Genomic DNA, 15,394 nt, shown 5'->3' on the forward strand with positions numbered 1-15,394 from the left:
CACACCTTATCAGAGTCTGAACTCTTCGCCCAAATAAACCCGCTTAACCTGCTCATCAGCAAGTATTTCTGTGGGTGTACCGTGGGCGATGAGGTGGCCCTGACTGACGATATATGCGCGTTCACATACTGCCAGGGTCTCACGAACATTATGGTCGGTAATCAGCACGCCAAGGCCGCTATCACGCAGATGCTCAATGATCTTTTTGATGTCGATAACCGAGATAGGGTCAACGCCCGCAAAGGGCTCATCCAACAGGATAAATTTGGGATTAGCTGCCAGGGCACGCGCAATTTCGACGCGGCGACGTTCACCCCCAGACAATGCCTGTCCCATGCTGTCACGCAGATGTTCGATGTGAAATTCTTCCATCAGCTCTTTGGCGCGATCCTGACGCTGCTCTTCAGTCAGATCATCACGAATCTGCAACACCGCCATTAAATTGTCGAACACGCTCAGACGGCGAAAAATAGAGGCTTCCTGCGGGAGATAGCCAATACCACGACGAGCACGGGCATGCAGTGGCAAAATGCTGATGTCTTCATCATCAATAATAATGCGGCCGGCATCGCGTGGCACAATGCCAACAACCATGTAAAAGGTGGTAGTTTTACCCGCACCGTTAGGGCCCAGCAGGCCGACAATCTCGCCGGATTTTACCTGCAGGCTGACGTCTTCTACTACGCGACGGCTTTTATATGCCTTCGCCAGGTTTTCTGCGATTAATGTGGCCATAGCTATCAGTTACTCTTCTTTCCGCTGTTGGGCTTATTTTGCAATTGCGATGGCACCAGCACCGTGGTTACGCGCTTGCTCTGGCCCTGGCTGTAAGCCTGCATTTTCTGCTCTTTAACCAGATAAGTAATGCGATCGCCTTTGATATTGCTGTCTTGCTGCTCGATATAGGCATTGCCGGTCAGCTCAACGAAATCGTTAGCCAGCTCATAATGCAGTTTTGCTGCATGGCCCTGCACTGGTTTGCCGCTGTCCTGCATTTGATAGAACGTTGCTGGCGTGCCGTAACCATCAACAATAGTTTTTTTACTGTCACCGCCCGGACGCGTCACCACCACTTTGTCAGCCGTGATTTTGATAGAACCCTGAGTCACGATAACGTTGCCGGTAAACGTTGCGACGTTACCTTGCAGGTCCAGCGCCTGGTTCTGCGAGTCGATATTTACGGGTTTATCCGAGTCACCGGTCAAAGCCAGCGCTGGAACACTGGTCGCAAGCATTACGCTTGCCAGTAAATACTTAAGGTTGTTTTTGTTCATTTTGGATTTCATAAGAAGTTTTGACCTTTTCGATTAACTCAGCGTTTTTTGTCCGTAAATTACCGCGCATTTTCATACCGGTGGAGTTAAAGCTGCGGCCATACAAGGTCACCTGATCGTCAGAGGTAACATCCTGAGTGACAAGGTTTACCTGCGCATTATCGGTTTTAATACGCTGAAGCTGTGAATCCTGCGTCAGCGTATTGAGCTCAACATGTCCGTACAGATAAAGCATACGATCTTTGGTCAGCTTTGCTTTGTCTGCACGTACTGACCAGGTTGGTACTTTATTTTCGTCGTACGTGGTCATCACGGGATTATCGAACCAGCTCAGCTCGTCAACGGAAAAATAGGTGACTTTGTCTGACACCAGCTTATACGCCAAAGCACCCTGCGGGTTGTACACCACCGTATTGGAGTCAGCGCTGGTATAAGTGGGCGCCTGATTATCGGCAGCTACGGGCGTGCCCGGATCATCCTGATTGGTCAGATTCCAGCCAATCAGGATCAGTGCAATTAAGATCAGAATCAGCGTTATCCAACGCCTGCTTTTACTCATACTGATTGCCCTTTGGCATCCTCAAATTTGTTCTGTGCCATTAAGATCAGGTCACATAACTCACGTACCGCACCGCGTCCACCGGCAATACGCGTCACGTAGTTAGCGCGCGGCAGCAAAACAGGATGTGCATCCGCTACCGCCACACTCAAACCCACTTTGGCCATTACCGGCCAGTCGATCAAGTCGTCACCGATATAGGCGACCTGCTCGTCGGAAAGCGACAGTTTATCCAGAAGTTCGCGATAGGCCAAAAGCTTATCCGACTGACCCTGATAAAGATGACGGATGCCGAGCGTTTTACAACGATCTTCCATCAGACGGGCATTGCGGCCAGTTATAATAGCCACTTCCACATCAGAGGTCAGCAGACAGCGAATGCCATACCCGTCGCGCACGTTGAAGGCTTTGAGTTCTTCACCGTTATTTCCCATGAAAATAACGCCATCTGACATCACACCATCGACATCACAAATCAACAGGCGAATGTTACTGGCGCGCGTCATGACATCGGCGCGAACCGGGCCGTAGCAGGTTTCTATTAGGGCAGTTTCCAACGGCATTCTCTTTTCCTGTTCAGACTACGCCGGCGCGTAGCATGTCATGCATATGTACCACACCGAGCAGACGATCGTCATCGGCCACCAGCAGCGCAGTGATATTTTTGGTTTGCATCAGATTCAACGCATCCACCGCCAGCACGTTGGGGCGAACACGAATACCGCCACGCGTCATCACTTCTGCAATGGTCGCGTGCTGGAAATCAATTCCCATATCAAAGATGCGGCGTAAATCACCATCCGTAAAAATACCTTCAATTTTCATCAGATCGTCAACAATCACGGTCAAACCGAGATTTTTACGGGTAATTTCCAGCAGCGCATCCCGTAAAGAGGCATGGTGATCAACGTACGGTATTTCATCGCCGCTGTGCATAATATCGCTGACATGAAGCAGCAGCTTACGGCCCAATGCGCCACCGGGATGCGACAAGGCAAAGTCTTCTGGCGTAAAGCCCCGTGCTTCTAACAGCGCAACGGCTAAGGCGTCGCCCATGACTAAGGTCGCGGTGGTGCTGCTGGTCGGCGCGAGGCCAAGCGGGCAGGCTTCCTGCGGCACTTTGACGCATAAATGCACGTCGGCCACGCGGCTCATGGCGCTTTCTGTCCGGCTGGTCATACAGATAAGCGTAATTTTTTGACGTTTAATGACCGGGATCAGCGCCAGAATTTCGTTGGATTCACCGCTGTTTGAAATAGCGATAATCACATCATCACGGCCAACCATCCCCAGATCGCCGTGGCTGGCTTCACCGGGATGAACAAAAAACGCGGGAGTGCCGGTGCTGGCGAAGGTGGCGGCCATCTTTTTGCCGATATGGCCCGATTTTCCCATCCCCATCACCACGACTTTGCCTTTGCAGTGGTAAATCATGGCGCAAGCGCGTGCAAAATCTTCATTGATATACTGGTCGAGCTGTTCCAGCCCTTCGCGCTCAATACGCAGCACGGTTTTACCTGCTCGCTGGAAATCAAAATCACCGATTGATTGCTGATGTGACATGGAAAATCTATCCTTTTTAGCCGTCGATAAACGCAGGCTGCAACCACAGCAGCGTCATCCAGACGATGAACCCACAGAGTAAAAGTGTGCCTGCGGCGCGACCAATACGACGGCGGCGTAGCAGGCAGAGCAGAGCAAATAGTGCGCTCACGCCAAGCATCACCCAGTAATCGCGTGCAAAGGCGTGATAACCTATGCTGCCAGGATGAATTAACGCTGGTAAGCCCAGCACAATGGCAACATTATAAATATTGGCACCAATCAAATTACCGATAGCAATATCATCTTCACCTTTCAACGCACCTGCAATCACGGTAGCCAGCTCTGGCAAACTGGTGCCAACCGCAATCAGCGTTAAACCCATCACTAATTCGTTGACGCCGAAATAGTCGGCAAACACCGTGGCGTTGTCGATCACCATACGCGTCGACATCGGTAAAATAATCAGTGCGACTGCCAGCCAAAGAAAAGCGACGGTGTTGCCGCTCTCTTCGCGTGGAAGTTCAGCCAGCTGTTCACGCGTCAGCGTGTCGTTATTATTGCGCTCAGCTTTGCGCGCAATCTGGATCACCACGATCAAATAGATGGCGGCAAGTGCAATTAAGCCCAAACCATCAAGTCGACTAAGCTCATTATCAAACAGCGTTATGCCGCTCAATAATGAGACCAGCAGCATTAACGGCAGTTCGCGACGCACTAAATTTGAATGGACGGTAAGTGGATGCAGTAATGCCGCGCTGCCTAAAATCAACAGGATATTAGTAATGTTCGAACCGAGTGCAGTACCCACCGCCAGATCCATCTGACCATGTTGAGCCGCGGAAAAAGAGAGAATGATTTCCGGGAGCGATGTGCCAATGCTGACCGCTGTCATACCAATGATCAAGGGCGGCATGCCAAAAGAGCGGCAAAGTATTGAGGCGCTAAACACCAGACGATCGGCACCATACGCCAGTAAAAGCAGACCGATAATCAATAGTGCGGTAGCGACGAACATTAAAAATCCTTGCGTGAAAATCCATGTCGGCACGCTTTGTCCGACTGATTACAGAAGCTGTGTGGTGAAACAGGCGCTGATTTTGACCGTCTAAACGGAAAAAGTAAATTTTATGCCCGTTTTCGCCAAATCTCCGCGGTAAGTTTCTGTAAAGCTATCGTGCATTAAGGTTGAACAAGCTACCATCGTACCCCATGTTTACGCCCGATCTGCCTAAGAGGTAATAATGATCCAGCAGCAAACGAATCTGGTTGAGGTTCGTGGCGTGAGTTTTTCGCGCGGAGATCGCAAAATCTTTGATGACATTTCGCTTACCGTGCCGAAAGGTAAGGTGACGGCAATAATGGGGCCGTCAGGCATTGGTAAAACAACTTTGCTACGCTTGATCGGTGGTCAGTTGCAGCCGAATGGCGGCGAAATCTGGTTCCGTGGCGAAAATATCCCCACGCTTTCACGCGCTAAATTGTATGAAGCGCGTAAAAAAATGAGCATGTTATTCCAGTCCGGCGCCCTGTTCACCGATTTAACCGTCTACGAAAATGTGGCCTGGCCACTGCGTGAACACACGCAGTTGCCCCCGGCTCTGCTACACAGCACGGTTCTTATGAAGCTGGAAGCGGTCGGCCTGCGTGGCGCGGCACAACTGAAACCGGCAGAGTTGTCGGGGGGGATGGCGCGTCGTGTTGCACTGGCACGCGCTATCGCGCTAGAACCCGAATTGATGATGTTCGACGAACCGTTTGTGGGCCAGGACCCAATTACTATGGGAGTGCTGGTTAAATTGATCGACGAACTGAACCATGCGCTGGGCCTGACCTGCATTGTGGTCTCGCATGACGTACCGGAAGTATTAAGTATTGCGGATTACGCGTATATCGTGGCGGGAAAAAAAATCATTGCCCAGGGCAGCACGCCGGAATTACGGGAAAATCCCGATCCCCGCGTGCGCCAGTTTATTGATGGGGATGCGGATGGACCTGTCCCATTTCGTTTTCCGGCCGGCGATTATCTTGCCGATTTAACCGGCACAGGGAGAGTCTAATCTGATGTTATTGAAGGCACTGGCGTTATTGGGACGCCAGGGAATTGAAACCTGCGCCACCTTTGGCCGCGCAGGCTTAATGCTATTCCATGCGCTGGTGGGCAAACCGGCGTTTCGCAAACACGCGCCGTTGCTGGTAAAGCAGCTTTACAGCGTCGGCGTCCTGTCATTACTGATTATCGTGGTTTCCGGTCTGTTCATCGGTATGGTGCTTGGCCTGCAAGGCTATCTGGTGCTTACCACCTATGGCGCAGAAACCAGCCTGGGTATGCTGGTGGCATTATCGTTGCTGCGTGAGTTAGGACCGGTGGTCACGGCGCTGCTGTTTGCGGGCCGTGCAGGCTCGGCATTAACGGCAGAAATCGGCTTAATGAAAGCCACCGAACAGCTCTCCAGTATGGAAATGATGGCGGTAGATCCGCTGCGTCGGGTCGTTTCGCCCCGTTTCTGGGCCGGGTTTATCAGTATGCCCTTGCTGGCGCTTATTTTTACCGCCGTTGGCATTGCTGGTGGCGCGCTGGTCGGCGTGAGCTGGAAGGGTATCGATCCGGGATTCTTTTGGTCAGCAATGCAACACGCTGTCGATTTTCGTACCGACGTGGTTAACTGCATCATCAAAAGCGCCGTCTTTGCAGTGACGGTAACCTGGATTGCCTTATTTAATGGTTATGATGCGATCCCGACTTCTGAAGGGATCAGCCGCGCGACGACGCGCACCGTGGTGCATGCTTCACTGGCGGTGCTCGGTTTGGATTTTGTGCTGACAGCACTGATGTTTGGGAATTGATGCAATGCAAAGCAAAAAAAGCGAAATCTGGGTTGGCGTATTTTTGATTATGGCGCTGATCGCTATGCTCTTTCTCTGTCTGCGCGTAGCAGATCTTAAATCGCTTGGTACCGATCCGACCTGGAAGCTCTACGCCACCTTCGATAATATCGGCGGCCTGAAAGTCAGCTCGCCAGTTAAAGTCGGTGGTGTGGTCATTGGGCGCGTCACCGATATTTCTCTCGAACCCAAAACCCTGTTGCCGCGCGTTACCATGGACATCAGCGATCAGTACGCGAATAAAATTTCGGATACCAGTTCGCTGGCGATTCGTACCCAGGGCTTGTTAGGGGAGCAGTTTCTGGCGTTAAACCTGGGCTTTGACGATCCTGAACTTGGCTCGGCGATGCTGAAAGATGGCGATACGTTGCGAGATACCAAATCAGCGCTGGTACTGGAAGATCTGATTGGTCAGTTCCTGTATAAGAGCGGCGATAATAAAGACAATAACGATCATAAGGATACGCAGGGAAGCAATAACGCCCCTGCGGCACCGGTTCAACCTTAAGAAAGAGGTCACACACGATGTTTAAACGTTTACTGATGATTGCCATGCTGGTGGTAGCACCGCTGGCGGCTAACGCAGCCGATCAAAGTAATCCTTATAAGTTGATGAACGAAGCGGCGCAGAAAACCTTTACGCGCCTGAAAACGGAACAGCCAAAAATTAAGCAGGACCCGAACTATCTGCGTGAAATCGTGCGTCAGGAGCTGTTGCCATATGTGCAAATTAAATACGCCGGCGCGTTGGTGTTAGGCCGTTACTATCGTGACTCGACCCCCGCGCAACGTGAAGCTTACTTCAGTGCGTTTAGTGATTATCTGGCGCAAGCTTACGGGCAGGCGCTGGCGCTGTATCACGGTCAAACCTACCAAATCCAGCCAGAGCAGCCAATTGGCGATGCGAATATCCTGGCAATTCGCGTGACGATTATCGATCCAAATGGCCGTCCGCCGGTTCGTCTGGATTTTCAATGGCGTAAAAATAGCCAGACAGGAAACTGGCAGGCATATGACATGATTGCGGAGGGCGTTAGCATGATCACGACCAAGCAAAATGAGTGGAGCGATCTGTTGCGCACGAAAGGCATTGAGGGCCTGACCGCGCAGCTGAAACGTTCTGCCGCTCAGCCAATTACGCTGGATAAACAGTAACCATGCGTGAATCACTTCGCTGGCAGCGTAACGCCAGCACACTGTTATTAAGTGGTGAACTTGATCGCGATACGCTGCTGTCCCTGTGGCAGCAGCGAGAAACGCTAATCAAGGATGTTGACGTTATCAACGTGGCCGCGCTGGATCGTGTTGATAGTGCGGGACTGGCTCTGCTGGTACATTTGCGTGAAATAGCCCGCGCCCAGGGCACCACGCCGCGTTTCAGCGGCATCAGCGATAAACTGCAATCACTCATAACTCTTTACAATCTGCAACAGATTATTGTTTCTGTAGATAAAAACGCCTGATTTCCTTCTGTTAAATTAAGCCCCTGTTTTATGCAGGGGCTTTTGCGTATTTAAGAGTCAGGCGCTTTCCTCTAAGATGGCAGCCTTATTATTATCAAGTGAAGTTAAAAACAATGGAAAACAGTGAAATTCAGGCCGTGCTGATGCAAGCGCTGCCTTTGGACGAAGTCCATGTGATGAGCAATGACGGCAGCCACTTCCAGGTTATCGCTGTAGGCGAGCTGTTTGGCGAATTGAGCCGCGTGAAAAAACAGCAGGCTGTTTACGCGCCGCTGATGGAATACATCGCGGATAACCGTATTCATGCTGTCTCCATCAAAACCTATACTCCCGCTGAATGGGCGCGTGACCGTAAACTGAATGGTTTCTGAGTCTTCAGCGTGGCGCGCTTGCCCCTGGCAAGCCCGATCTTTAGTTAGTTAATTGAGAGCCGTGTTAATGGACAAATTTCGTGTGCAAGGCCCCACCCGCTTAAGTGGTGAAGTTACCATCTCCGGGGCGAAGAACGCCGCGCTGCCTATTCTTTTTGCTGCGTTACTGGCTGAAGAGCCGGTCGAGATTCAAAATGTGCCGAAGCTGCGGGACATTGATACCACCATGAAGCTGTTGAGTCAGCTGGGTGCTAAGGTTGAACGCAATGGTTCCGTGCACGTCGATGCCAGCGCTGTGAATGTTTTCTGCGCACCTTACGATCTGGTTAAAACCATGCGCGCTTCTATCTGGGCGCTTGGGCCGCTGGTTGCGCGTTTTGGTCAGGGGCAGGTCTCACTGCCAGGTGGTTGCGCTATCGGTGCCCGTCCAGTCGATCTGCACATTACTGGCCTTGAGCAACTGGGTGCAGAGATCAAGCTGGAAGAAGGCTACGTCAAAGCCTCGGTTGAAGGGCGTCTGAAAGGTGCGCTTATTGTCATGGATAAAGTCAGCGTTGGCGCGACGGTCACCACTATGAGCGCAGCTACGCTGGCAACCGGCACGACCGTCATTGAAAACGCCGCCCGCGAGCCGGAAATTGTTGATACCGCTAACTTCCTTAACACGCTCGGCGCGAAAATCAGCGGTGCAGGCAGCGATAAAATCACCATTGAAGGCGTCGAGCGCTTAGGAGGCGGTGTTTACAGTGTCCTGCCAGATCGTATTGAGACGGGGACGTTTCTGGTCGCAGCCGCTATCTCAGGGGGGAAGGTCACATGTCGCAACACACAGCCTGACACGCTAGATGCGGTGCTGGCGAAACTGCGTGATGCCGGTGCCGACATTGAAACCGGTACAGACTGGATTAGCCTTGATATGCACGGCAAACGCCCGAAAGCGGTGAACATACGCACTGCGCCGCATCCTGGCTTCCCAACGGATATGCAGGCGCAGTTCACGCTGTTGAATCTGGTTGCAGAAGGTACGGGACTGATCACCGAGACTATTTTCGAAAACCGCTTTATGCATATTCCTGAGCTGATTCGCATGGGCGCGCATGCTGAAATCGAAAGTAATACGGCGATCTGCCATGGCGTTGAAACGCTCTCGGGTGCACAGGTAATGGCAACTGACTTACGCGCCTCGGCAAGCCTGGTGCTGGCTGGTTGCATAGCTGAAGGCACCACGTTTGTGGATCGCATCTATCATATCGATCGCGGCTATGAACATATTGAAGATAAACTGAAAGCGATGGGCGCTGACATAGAGCGTGTCAGCGGCGAATAATTGCTGACAAAGCATGAGTCAAATAAACCAGCCCCGGTTTCCGTGGCTGGTTTTTTTTATCGCTGACCCGGTTTGTTTTTATTCGGCGGTTGAAAGGTATAAAGCTCATGTTCCTTTTCTGCAGAAGCACGACTTTTCACCAGTCGAATACGTTTTTTTCGATCTATTAAGCGATGCGTAACGGGATCATAATAACGGCTTGGCCAGATCACCGCGGGATGGACGTTGATCGCATCGGCAATGAGCCATTCACCTTTAGGCCACGGGCGCGATAAGGCGTTGGCTAACGTTGATGAGCTTAATCCTGCTTCACGTGATAACGCTGCAAGCGAAGTGCCGCGCTTATGCAGAGCTGCGATAATATCGGCAGAATGCCAGTCCTCATTCCCTTTGTGCATAATCCTGTTCTCCTTTTCCTTGTTATGGCGTCACCCCCCTGGGGCGATCCCGGCTTCCTTTTGCTATCTCAACTGGAAACTTATGGATATTTATAACAAATGTTTTCCTTTAATTTCCAGTTAAGATCGAATTAAACACATAGAACTGAGGGGATTAGCGCAAAAGATTTGCAACGGATGTAAATCGCTGAAGAGAAAAGGAGAATATCTGGAAAAGCGGAGCCGATGACCGGCTCCGTGAGAAAGTCAGAAATCGCGTTGCACTGACATGTGCGCCAGCGATTCCAGCGCGCTACGCCACGGCGTTTCAGGCAAGGCCTGTAAGGCCGTAATGGCTTTATCCGCTTCCTGCTCAGCCCGGGTGCGGGTCCACTCCAGGGAGCCACGTTGACGCATAGCTTCAAGTACCGGTTCCAGTAAATGACGCCCGTTACCCTGCTCAATGGCTTCCCGGATCATTTTTGCTTGCTCTGGCGTACCGTGCTGCATCGCGTGAAGCAGCGGTAAGGTCGGTTTGCCCTCGCTGAGATCGTCACCGGTGTTTTTGCCTAATGTCTTACCGTCGGCGCTGTAGTCTAGTAGATCATCAATTAACTGGAAAGCCGTACCGAGATAGCGTCCATAATCCTGCAAGGCTTTTTCCTGTGCAGGCGTAGCTTCAGCAAGGATCGCCGAGGCCTGGGATGCCGCTTCAAACAGGCGCGCGGTCTTACTGTAAATAACGCGCATGTAGCTCTCTTCGGTAATATCAGGATCGTTGACGTTCATCAGTTGCAAGACTTCGCCTTCAGCAATTACATTCACCGCTTCAGACATCAACGCCAAAATGCGCAGCGAACCCATGCTGGTCATCATTTGAAACGCACGCGTATAAATAAAATCGCCAACCAGCACGCTTGCTGCATTGCCAAATGCGGCATTCGCAGTGGCTTTGCCACGACGCATATCGGATTCATCCACCACATCGTCATGTAACAGCGTGGCGGTATGAATGAATTCGATCAACGCCGCATTGGTGACATGCAGGTTGCCCTCATAACCCATTGCTCGTGCGGAAAGCACGGCAATCATGGGACGGATGCGCTTTCCACCGCCACTGATGATGTAATATCCCAGCTGATTGATGAGCGAGACATCTGAATTCAGCTGGTCGAGGATGGTCTGGTTAACGGCAGCCATATCCTGCGCGGTTAATTCATTAATCTGTTCTAAGTTCATTCGTCTTTTCAGCTATGACTCGTTTTCTGCCATGGTAGGGGCTTTTACCCAGCCAGCGTTCAGGTAATCTGTTACTGATTGTACTTGAATTTTCCGCTTGAGAAACGTTTGCGTTCAGCCTGTGTTTTTTTTCTGCAAGAGAGTGCAAAGTGCTCTTGTCTTCTTCTGGAGTTTTGCGTAGAATTCGCGCCCTATTGTGAATATTTAGCGCGCCGCCTGATGAACTGAAAGGCAAGCGCAGAAGCGGAGTTTTATATGTACGCGGTTTTCCAAAGTGGTGGTAAACAACACCGAGTAAGCGAAGGTCAGACCGTTCGCCTGGAAAAGCTGGACATCGCAACCGGTGAAACCATTGAGTTTGATCAGGTTCTGATGATTGCAAATGGCGAAGACGTGAAAATCGGCGCGCCACTGGTTTCAGGCGGTGTGATCAAGGCAGAAATCGTTGCTCACGGTCGTGGCGAGAAAATTAAAATCGTTAAGTTTCGTCGTCGTAAGCACTACCGTAAGCAGCAAGGCCACCGTCAGTGGTTCACTGATGTGAAAATCACTGGCATCACTGCCTAACAGGAGATCTGAGAAATGGCACATAAAAAGGCTGGTGGCTCGACTCGAAACGGTCGTGACTCCAACGCAAAACGTCTGGGTGTTAAGCGTTTCGGTGGTGAATCTGTTCTGGCAGGTAGCATCATCGTTCGTCAGCGTGGTACCAAATTCCACGCGGGTAACAACGTAGGCTGTGGTCGTGATCACACCCTGTTTGCTACCGCAGACGGCAAAGTAAAATTCGAAGTTAAAGGTCCGAACAACCGTAAATACATCAGCATCGTAGCTGAGTAAGGTTGCCGTGACGCAGACGCCTGACGTCTGACCGCACGAATTGAAGGCCCCGCAGCTCCTGCGGGGCTTTTTACATTCTGTGCCTGGTCGCCTTAAGGGCGACGTATCACAAAAGATTGCTGTATACTTTATGTACGCACTGGCGAAAGCCAATCCTGATTTTATCCGCCGCTGGTCAGCGCAGAAGACCCTGGCGGACCCGTTTACAGGCATGCTGTAAACGATTGTGTGACGGAGAAAGAAAATGAAGTTTGTTGATGAAGCGACAATCCTGATTGTTGCAGGTGATGGCGGTAATGGATGCGTCAGCTTCCGCCGTGAAAAATACATCCCTAAAGGTGGTCCTGACGGCGGCGACGGTGGCGATGGCGGCGATGTTTATCTGATTGCTGACGAAAACCTGAACACGCTGATTGATTATCGCTTCGAAAAATCCTTTCGCGCTGAACGCGGTCAGAACGGTCAGAGCCGTGACTGTACCGGTAAACGCGGCAAAGATATCGTTATTAAAGTGCCCGTGGGAACACGTGTTATCGATCAGGGAACCGGTGAAACGCTGGGCGATATGACGCGCCATGAGCAGAAGCTGATGGTCGGCAAAGGTGGCTGGCACGGTCTGGGTAACACGCGTTTTAAATCTTCGGTGAATCGTTCTCCGCGTCAGAAAACCATGGGAACGCCAGGTGAGAAACGCGATCTGCAACTGGAGCTGATGCTGCTGGCAGACGTTGGGATGTTGGGTTTACCGAATGCCGGTAAATCCACCTTTATCCGCGCCGTTTCAGCGGCGAAGCCAAAAGTCGCCGATTACCCATTTACGACTCTGGTGCCAAGCCTCGGTGTCGTGCGTATGGATGCGGAACAAAGCTTCGTGGTGGCCGACATTCCTGGCTTGATTGAAGGTGCAGCGGAAGGCGCAGGTTTAGGCATTCGCTTCCTGAAACACCTTGAGCGCTGTCGTGTTTTGTTGCACCTGATCGATATTGCCCCTATCGACGAAACCGATCCGGTGGAAAATGCCCGCATTATTCTTGGTGAACTGGAAAAATACAGCGAAAAACTGTTCAACAAGCCGCGCTGGTTGGTATTCAACAAAACTGATCTGCTGAGCGAAGAAGAAGCGCAGTCGCGTGCGAAGGCGATTGCCGAAGCACTGGGCTGGACAGACAAGTATTACCTTATTTCTGCGGCCAGCCGCAACGGCGTTAGCGATTTATGCTGGGACGTGATGAGCTTTATTAACGCGAATCCGAAAGAAGCAGAAACTGAAGAGAAGCAGCCAGAGAAAGTGGAGTTCATGTGGGATGATTACCATCGTGAAACCATCGAAAATACGGTTGAAGCAGAAGAAGATGAAGAGTGGGACGACGACTGGGATGAAGATGACGACGAAGGCGTCGAAATTATCTATCAGCGTTAAGCAGTAAAGTCTCATCAAAACTTGCCCCGTTCCTGGGGCAAGTTTCATTATTACCCCAGCACCGCCACACTTAGCCGCGCGCTACAGCACAATTGGTCCCGTCCATTACGAATCTCAATCTGCCACGTTTGACTACGCGAACCTAAATGCAGTGGGCGGCAAATGCCACGCACTTGCCCGCTGGAAACGGCACGATGATGGCTGGCATTCACTTCAACACCCACCACGCTGCTGCCTTCTTCAACACACAGATAACCTGCAATTGAACCCATCGATTCAGCCAGCACTACCGATGCCCCGCCATGCAGCAGGCCAAAAGGCTGATGCGTGCGTGCGTCTACCGGCATCGTGGCTTCGAGATAATCATCACCTATCACGGTGAAGACGATCCCCAGATGTGCCACCAGCGAATTTTCGCCCATCGCATTGAGCGCATCTAAATGGATAGATTTTTTCCAGATCGCTGCCATATATCAGGCTCCTAATGTCGCGCCGCCGTCGACCACAATATCTTGCAGCACCACATGACTGGCCAGATCTGACGCGAGGAACAGCACGTTAGCCGCGATCTCTTGCGGTTTAGCGATCTTGCGCAGAGGGATCCCAAGTTTAAATTGCTCCGGGAAACCTTCGATCATTTCCTGTTCGCCCGTTGGCGTGTGCCACAGGCTGCGTTGCATATGGGTATCTGTCGATCCTGGCGAAACGAAGTTGCAGCGCACGCCGTAGGGCGCCATTTCCAGGCCAACAGTCAAACACAGGCTACGCAACGCGGCTTTTGAGGCGCCATAAGCCGACATACCGATGCGCGGTGCATGCGCGGCATTAGAAGCGATGGTGACGATTGCACCAGCGCGTTGTTCGCGAAACACCGGCAGCGTTTGCTGAAACAGGTTAAATGCGCCCCCGGCATTCACCGCCAGGCACGTTTGCCAGTCGGCGAAGGTCAGCTCATCCGTTGCGCCAACGCGTAAAACACCGGCGGCGTTTACCAGCACATCAATGCGTGGTTGTGCAGCCAGTACGCGCTGACAAACGGTTTTCACCTGATCGGGACTGGCGACATCCAGGGTGTGACATGGAAATGGATAATCCTGGTCGTGAAAGTGCAGATCAAATGCTTCGATTTTTGCGCCCGCCTGATGAAAGGCCAGCGCCGTATGATAACCAATGCCTTGCGCGGCGCCGGTTACCCAAACAATTTTGTCGCTGAAATCGAATGAATGGCTCATTTTGCAGGCTCCCGCGACAGCAGCGCCCACCAGCCATCAATGCTTGGATTTTTCGCCAGGCTGACAAAGTCTATATCGCTGTGAACCTGACGCCAGCGCGCCGCCAGCGACATAACACGGACGGAATCCAGACCGTAATCAATCAGATTTTCATCATCTTCTGGCACATCGTCATCTTCTAACAGCGGCAGGATCAGCGCACGCAGGTCGTCTTTACTGAGCGGGAGCGGCATCAGGTCGGCGGTCATGACCACTTTGCCGCTGCGGCCAGCGGTGTAGGTCAGCGCCATCATATGTTCGTCACGGGTGAAATCGGCCAGCGCATCCGCCACCATAAAGGGCTGAATATTACGCATAAACGCATCGGTCGCCGTGGTCAGGCAGCCGATATGAGCGTAAACGCCGGTAATGATCAGCTGATCGCGGCCCATTTCCTGCAGGGTTGCTTCCAGCGGCGAACGATGAAACGCGCTGTAACGCCACTTTGTCAAAACATGATCGTCTGCGTCAGGCGCCAGGGCGTCAACGATCTTCTGCTGGTCGGGATGCTTGTTCAGGCCCGGCCCCCACATATCATTGAGCAGGGCACGATCTTCATCGCTCTGCTGATTTGGCTGTGCGGTATAAAACACCGGAATTCCCTGTGTTTTACAGTAGCGGCGCAGGCGCACAATGTTTTCAATGACCTGGTTAATCAGCGGGCTGTTTTCGCCCCAAAAGTTAAGGAAATAGGCCTGCATATCATGAATCAGTAACGCCGCGCGATTGGGCTGCATCGCCCATTTCACTTTATTGTCCGGTAAGTCGGTGGCGGTTGGCAGCGGATATGAGGTCAATTTTGGAATAGCCATAAAAATCTCCAGA

Annotated in this window: 21 protein-coding genes; 10 read left to right on the plus strand and 11 right to left on the minus strand. The window is 51.8% G+C overall.

All coding sequences use genetic code 11. The features are described 5' to 3' along the window. Positions 1–9: 9 nt before the first annotated feature. Genes lptB through QRY16_RS02615 form a run of 6 tightly spaced genes read right to left on the minus strand, consistent with a single transcriptional unit; the run spans position 10 to position 4,393 of the window. The gene (lptB, locus tag QRY16_RS02590; RefSeq protein WP_193405216.1) at positions 10–735 is read right to left on the minus strand and encodes an LPS export ABC transporter ATP-binding protein; all 726 of its coding nucleotides are present in this window, start codon (positions 733–735) and stop codon (positions 10–12) included. Positions 736–740: 5 nt separating this feature from the next. Further along, the gene (gene lptA / locus QRY16_RS02595; RefSeq protein WP_193405215.1) at positions 741–1,286 is read right to left on the minus strand and encodes a lipopolysaccharide ABC transporter substrate-binding protein LptA; all 546 of its coding nucleotides are present in this window, start codon (positions 1,284–1,286) and stop codon (positions 741–743) included. After that, entirely contained in the window at positions 1,255–1,833 is a 579-nt protein-coding gene (gene lptC / locus QRY16_RS02600) for an LPS export ABC transporter periplasmic protein LptC (protein WP_193405214.1), read from the minus strand. The genes lptA and lptC overlap by 32 nt, the downstream gene beginning before the upstream one ends. Continuing rightward, a complete protein-coding gene (kdsC, locus tag QRY16_RS02605; RefSeq protein ID WP_289775537.1) occupies positions 1,830–2,396 on the minus strand; it encodes a 3-deoxy-manno-octulosonate-8-phosphatase KdsC in 567 nt (188 codons plus the stop codon). Before kdsC ends, lptC begins: the two co-directional genes overlap by 4 nt. A 13-nt stretch (positions 2,397–2,409) precedes the next feature. Then, the gene (kdsD, locus tag QRY16_RS02610; protein ID WP_289775538.1) at positions 2,410–3,396 is read right to left on the minus strand and encodes an arabinose-5-phosphate isomerase KdsD; all 987 of its coding nucleotides are present in this window, start codon (positions 3,394–3,396) and stop codon (positions 2,410–2,412) included. A gap of 16 nt (positions 3,397–3,412) precedes the next feature. Beyond that, positions 3,413–4,393, minus strand: a complete 981-nt coding sequence (locus tag QRY16_RS02615; RefSeq protein ID WP_289775539.1) for a calcium/sodium antiporter — start codon at positions 4,391–4,393, stop codon at positions 3,413–3,415. Between the two features lie 226 nt (positions 4,394–4,619). On the opposite strand from QRY16_RS02615, the gene mlaF reads away from it, so the two are divergent. The 7 genes from mlaF (at position 4,620) to murA (ending at position 9,422) form a co-directional block, all read left to right on the plus strand. Next, positions 4,620–5,435 carry a phospholipid ABC transporter ATP-binding protein MlaF gene (gene mlaF, locus QRY16_RS02620; RefSeq protein ID WP_193405210.1) on the plus strand — a complete coding sequence of 272 codons (816 nt, stop codon included), beginning with the start codon at positions 4,620–4,622 and terminating at the stop codon, positions 5,433–5,435. A 4-nt stretch (positions 5,436–5,439) separates the two neighbouring features. Beyond that, positions 5,440–6,222, plus strand: a complete 783-nt coding sequence (gene mlaE, locus QRY16_RS02625) for a lipid asymmetry maintenance ABC transporter permease subunit MlaE (RefSeq protein WP_193405209.1) — start codon at positions 5,440–5,442, stop codon at positions 6,220–6,222. A 4-nt stretch (positions 6,223–6,226) separates the two neighbouring features. Continuing rightward, positions 6,227–6,769 (plus strand): outer membrane lipid asymmetry maintenance protein MlaD, encoded by a 543-nt coding sequence (mlaD, locus tag QRY16_RS02630; protein WP_193405208.1) that lies wholly within the window; start codon positions 6,227–6,229, stop codon positions 6,767–6,769. A gap of 17 nt (positions 6,770–6,786) precedes the next feature. Further along, complete coding sequence (mlaC, locus tag QRY16_RS02635) at positions 6,787–7,416, plus strand: phospholipid-binding protein MlaC (protein ID WP_193405207.1); 630 nt, start codon at positions 6,787–6,789, stop codon at positions 7,414–7,416. Between the two features lie 2 nt (positions 7,417–7,418). After that, positions 7,419–7,724 (plus strand): lipid asymmetry maintenance protein MlaB, encoded by a 306-nt coding sequence (mlaB, locus tag QRY16_RS02640; RefSeq protein ID WP_289775540.1) that lies wholly within the window; start codon positions 7,419–7,421, stop codon positions 7,722–7,724. Between the two features lie 113 nt (positions 7,725–7,837). Beyond that, the gene (ibaG, locus tag QRY16_RS02645) at positions 7,838–8,095 is read left to right on the plus strand and encodes a BolA family iron metabolism protein IbaG (protein WP_193405205.1); all 258 of its coding nucleotides are present in this window, start codon (positions 7,838–7,840) and stop codon (positions 8,093–8,095) included. 67 nt (positions 8,096–8,162) lie between these two features. After that, positions 8,163–9,422 carry a UDP-N-acetylglucosamine 1-carboxyvinyltransferase gene (murA, locus tag QRY16_RS02650; RefSeq protein WP_289775541.1) on the plus strand — a complete coding sequence of 420 codons (1,260 nt, stop codon included), beginning with the start codon at positions 8,163–8,165 and terminating at the stop codon, positions 9,420–9,422. Positions 9,423–9,478: 56 nt separating this feature from the next. On the opposite strand, the gene QRY16_RS02655 is transcribed toward murA, so the two are convergent. Beyond that, positions 9,479–9,820 carry a helix-turn-helix domain-containing protein gene (locus QRY16_RS02655; RefSeq protein WP_193405203.1) on the minus strand — a complete coding sequence of 114 codons (342 nt, stop codon included), beginning with the start codon at positions 9,818–9,820 and terminating at the stop codon, positions 9,479–9,481. Positions 9,821–10,066: 246 nt separating this feature from the next. Then, positions 10,067–11,038, minus strand: coding sequence for an octaprenyl diphosphate synthase (gene ispB / locus QRY16_RS02660; protein WP_289775542.1), 972 nt, complete (start codon positions 11,036–11,038; stop codon positions 10,067–10,069). A 255-nt stretch (positions 11,039–11,293) separates the two neighbouring features. Here ispB and rplU point away from each other — a divergent pair, with 255 nt between their 5' ends. The 3 genes from rplU to cgtA all read left to right on the plus strand — a co-directional run bounded on the left by rplU (position 11,294) and on the right by cgtA (position 13,298). Next, complete coding sequence (rplU, locus tag QRY16_RS02665) at positions 11,294–11,605, plus strand: 50S ribosomal protein L21 (RefSeq protein ID WP_193405201.1); 312 nt, start codon at positions 11,294–11,296, stop codon at positions 11,603–11,605. A 15-nt stretch (positions 11,606–11,620) separates the two neighbouring features. Then, a complete protein-coding gene (gene rpmA, locus QRY16_RS02670; RefSeq protein WP_006121751.1) occupies positions 11,621–11,878 on the plus strand; it encodes a 50S ribosomal protein L27 in 258 nt (85 codons plus the stop codon). A gap of 244 nt (positions 11,879–12,122) precedes the next feature. After that, positions 12,123–13,298, plus strand: coding sequence for an Obg family GTPase CgtA (cgtA, locus tag QRY16_RS02675; RefSeq protein ID WP_289775543.1), 1,176 nt, complete (start codon positions 12,123–12,125; stop codon positions 13,296–13,298). A 50-nt stretch (positions 13,299–13,348) separates the two neighbouring features. On the opposite strand, the gene QRY16_RS02680 is transcribed toward cgtA, so the two are convergent. From QRY16_RS02680 to QRY16_RS02690, 3 genes are read right to left on the minus strand one after another with little or no spacing between them, the layout of a single operon-like run. Continuing rightward, entirely contained in the window at positions 13,349–13,768 is a 420-nt protein-coding gene (locus tag QRY16_RS02680; RefSeq protein ID WP_289775544.1) for a hotdog fold thioesterase, read from the minus strand. Between the two features lie 3 nt (positions 13,769–13,771). Further along, complete coding sequence (gene dhbA, locus QRY16_RS02685) at positions 13,772–14,530, minus strand: 2,3-dihydro-2,3-dihydroxybenzoate dehydrogenase (RefSeq protein ID WP_289775545.1); 759 nt, start codon at positions 14,528–14,530, stop codon at positions 13,772–13,774. After that, positions 14,527–15,381: an isochorismatase family protein gene (locus tag QRY16_RS02690; protein WP_289775546.1), complete on the minus strand. Its 855-nt coding sequence runs from the start codon at positions 15,379–15,381 to the stop codon at positions 14,527–14,529. Before QRY16_RS02690 ends, dhbA begins: the two co-directional genes overlap by 4 nt. Between the last annotated feature and the right edge of the window lie 13 nt (positions 15,382–15,394).

This window comes from Mixta mediterraneensis (assembly GCF_030283135.1).
Taxonomy (GTDB): domain Bacteria; phylum Pseudomonadota; class Gammaproteobacteria; order Enterobacterales; family Enterobacteriaceae; genus Pantoea; species Pantoea mediterraneensis.

What these genes read in the sequence shown, in the direction of transcription:
- lptB (WP_193405216.1), bottom strand. Translation starts at nt 735, where the DNA reads ATGGCCACATTAATCGCAGAAAACCTGGCGAAGGCATATAAAAGCCGT.
- lptA (WP_193405215.1), bottom strand. Translation starts at nt 1,286, where the DNA reads ATGAAATCCAAAATGAACAAAAACAACCTTAAGTATTTACTGGCAAGC.
- lptC (WP_193405214.1), bottom strand. Translation starts at nt 1,833, where the DNA reads ATGAGTAAAAGCAGGCGTTGGATAACGCTGATTCTGATCTTAATTGCA.
- kdsC (WP_289775537.1), bottom strand. Translation starts at nt 2,396, where the DNA reads ATGCCGTTGGAAACTGCCCTAATAGAAACCTGCTACGGCCCGGTTCGC.
- kdsD (WP_289775538.1), bottom strand. Translation starts at nt 3,396, where the DNA reads ATGTCACATCAGCAATCAATCGGTGATTTTGATTTCCAGCGAGCAGGT.
- QRY16_RS02615 (WP_289775539.1), bottom strand. Translation starts at nt 4,393, where the DNA reads ATGTTCGTCGCTACCGCACTATTGATTATCGGTCTGCTTTTACTGGCG.
- mlaF (WP_193405210.1), top strand. Translation starts at nt 4,620, where the DNA reads ATGATCCAGCAGCAAACGAATCTGGTTGAGGTTCGTGGCGTGAGTTTT.
- mlaE (WP_193405209.1), top strand. Translation starts at nt 5,440, where the DNA reads ATGTTATTGAAGGCACTGGCGTTATTGGGACGCCAGGGAATTGAAACC.
- mlaD (WP_193405208.1), top strand. Translation starts at nt 6,227, where the DNA reads ATGCAAAGCAAAAAAAGCGAAATCTGGGTTGGCGTATTTTTGATTATG.
- mlaC (WP_193405207.1), top strand. Translation starts at nt 6,787, where the DNA reads ATGTTTAAACGTTTACTGATGATTGCCATGCTGGTGGTAGCACCGCTG.
- mlaB (WP_289775540.1), top strand. Translation starts at nt 7,419, where the DNA reads ATGCGTGAATCACTTCGCTGGCAGCGTAACGCCAGCACACTGTTATTA.
- ibaG (WP_193405205.1), top strand. Translation starts at nt 7,838, where the DNA reads ATGGAAAACAGTGAAATTCAGGCCGTGCTGATGCAAGCGCTGCCTTTG.
- murA (WP_289775541.1), top strand. Translation starts at nt 8,163, where the DNA reads ATGGACAAATTTCGTGTGCAAGGCCCCACCCGCTTAAGTGGTGAAGTT.
- QRY16_RS02655 (WP_193405203.1), bottom strand. Translation starts at nt 9,820, where the DNA reads ATGCACAAAGGGAATGAGGACTGGCATTCTGCCGATATTATCGCAGCT.
- ispB (WP_289775542.1), bottom strand. Translation starts at nt 11,038, where the DNA reads ATGAACTTAGAACAGATTAATGAATTAACCGCGCAGGATATGGCTGCC.
- rplU (WP_193405201.1), top strand. Translation starts at nt 11,294, where the DNA reads ATGTACGCGGTTTTCCAAAGTGGTGGTAAACAACACCGAGTAAGCGAA.
- rpmA (WP_006121751.1), top strand. Translation starts at nt 11,621, where the DNA reads ATGGCACATAAAAAGGCTGGTGGCTCGACTCGAAACGGTCGTGACTCC.
- cgtA (WP_289775543.1), top strand. Translation starts at nt 12,123, where the DNA reads ATGAAGTTTGTTGATGAAGCGACAATCCTGATTGTTGCAGGTGATGGC.
- QRY16_RS02680 (WP_289775544.1), bottom strand. Translation starts at nt 13,768, where the DNA reads ATGGCAGCGATCTGGAAAAAATCTATCCATTTAGATGCGCTCAATGCG.
- dhbA (WP_289775545.1), bottom strand. Translation starts at nt 14,530, where the DNA reads ATGAGCCATTCATTCGATTTCAGCGACAAAATTGTTTGGGTAACCGGC.
- QRY16_RS02690 (WP_289775546.1), bottom strand. Translation starts at nt 15,381, where the DNA reads ATGGCTATTCCAAAATTGACCTCATATCCGCTGCCAACCGCCACCGAC.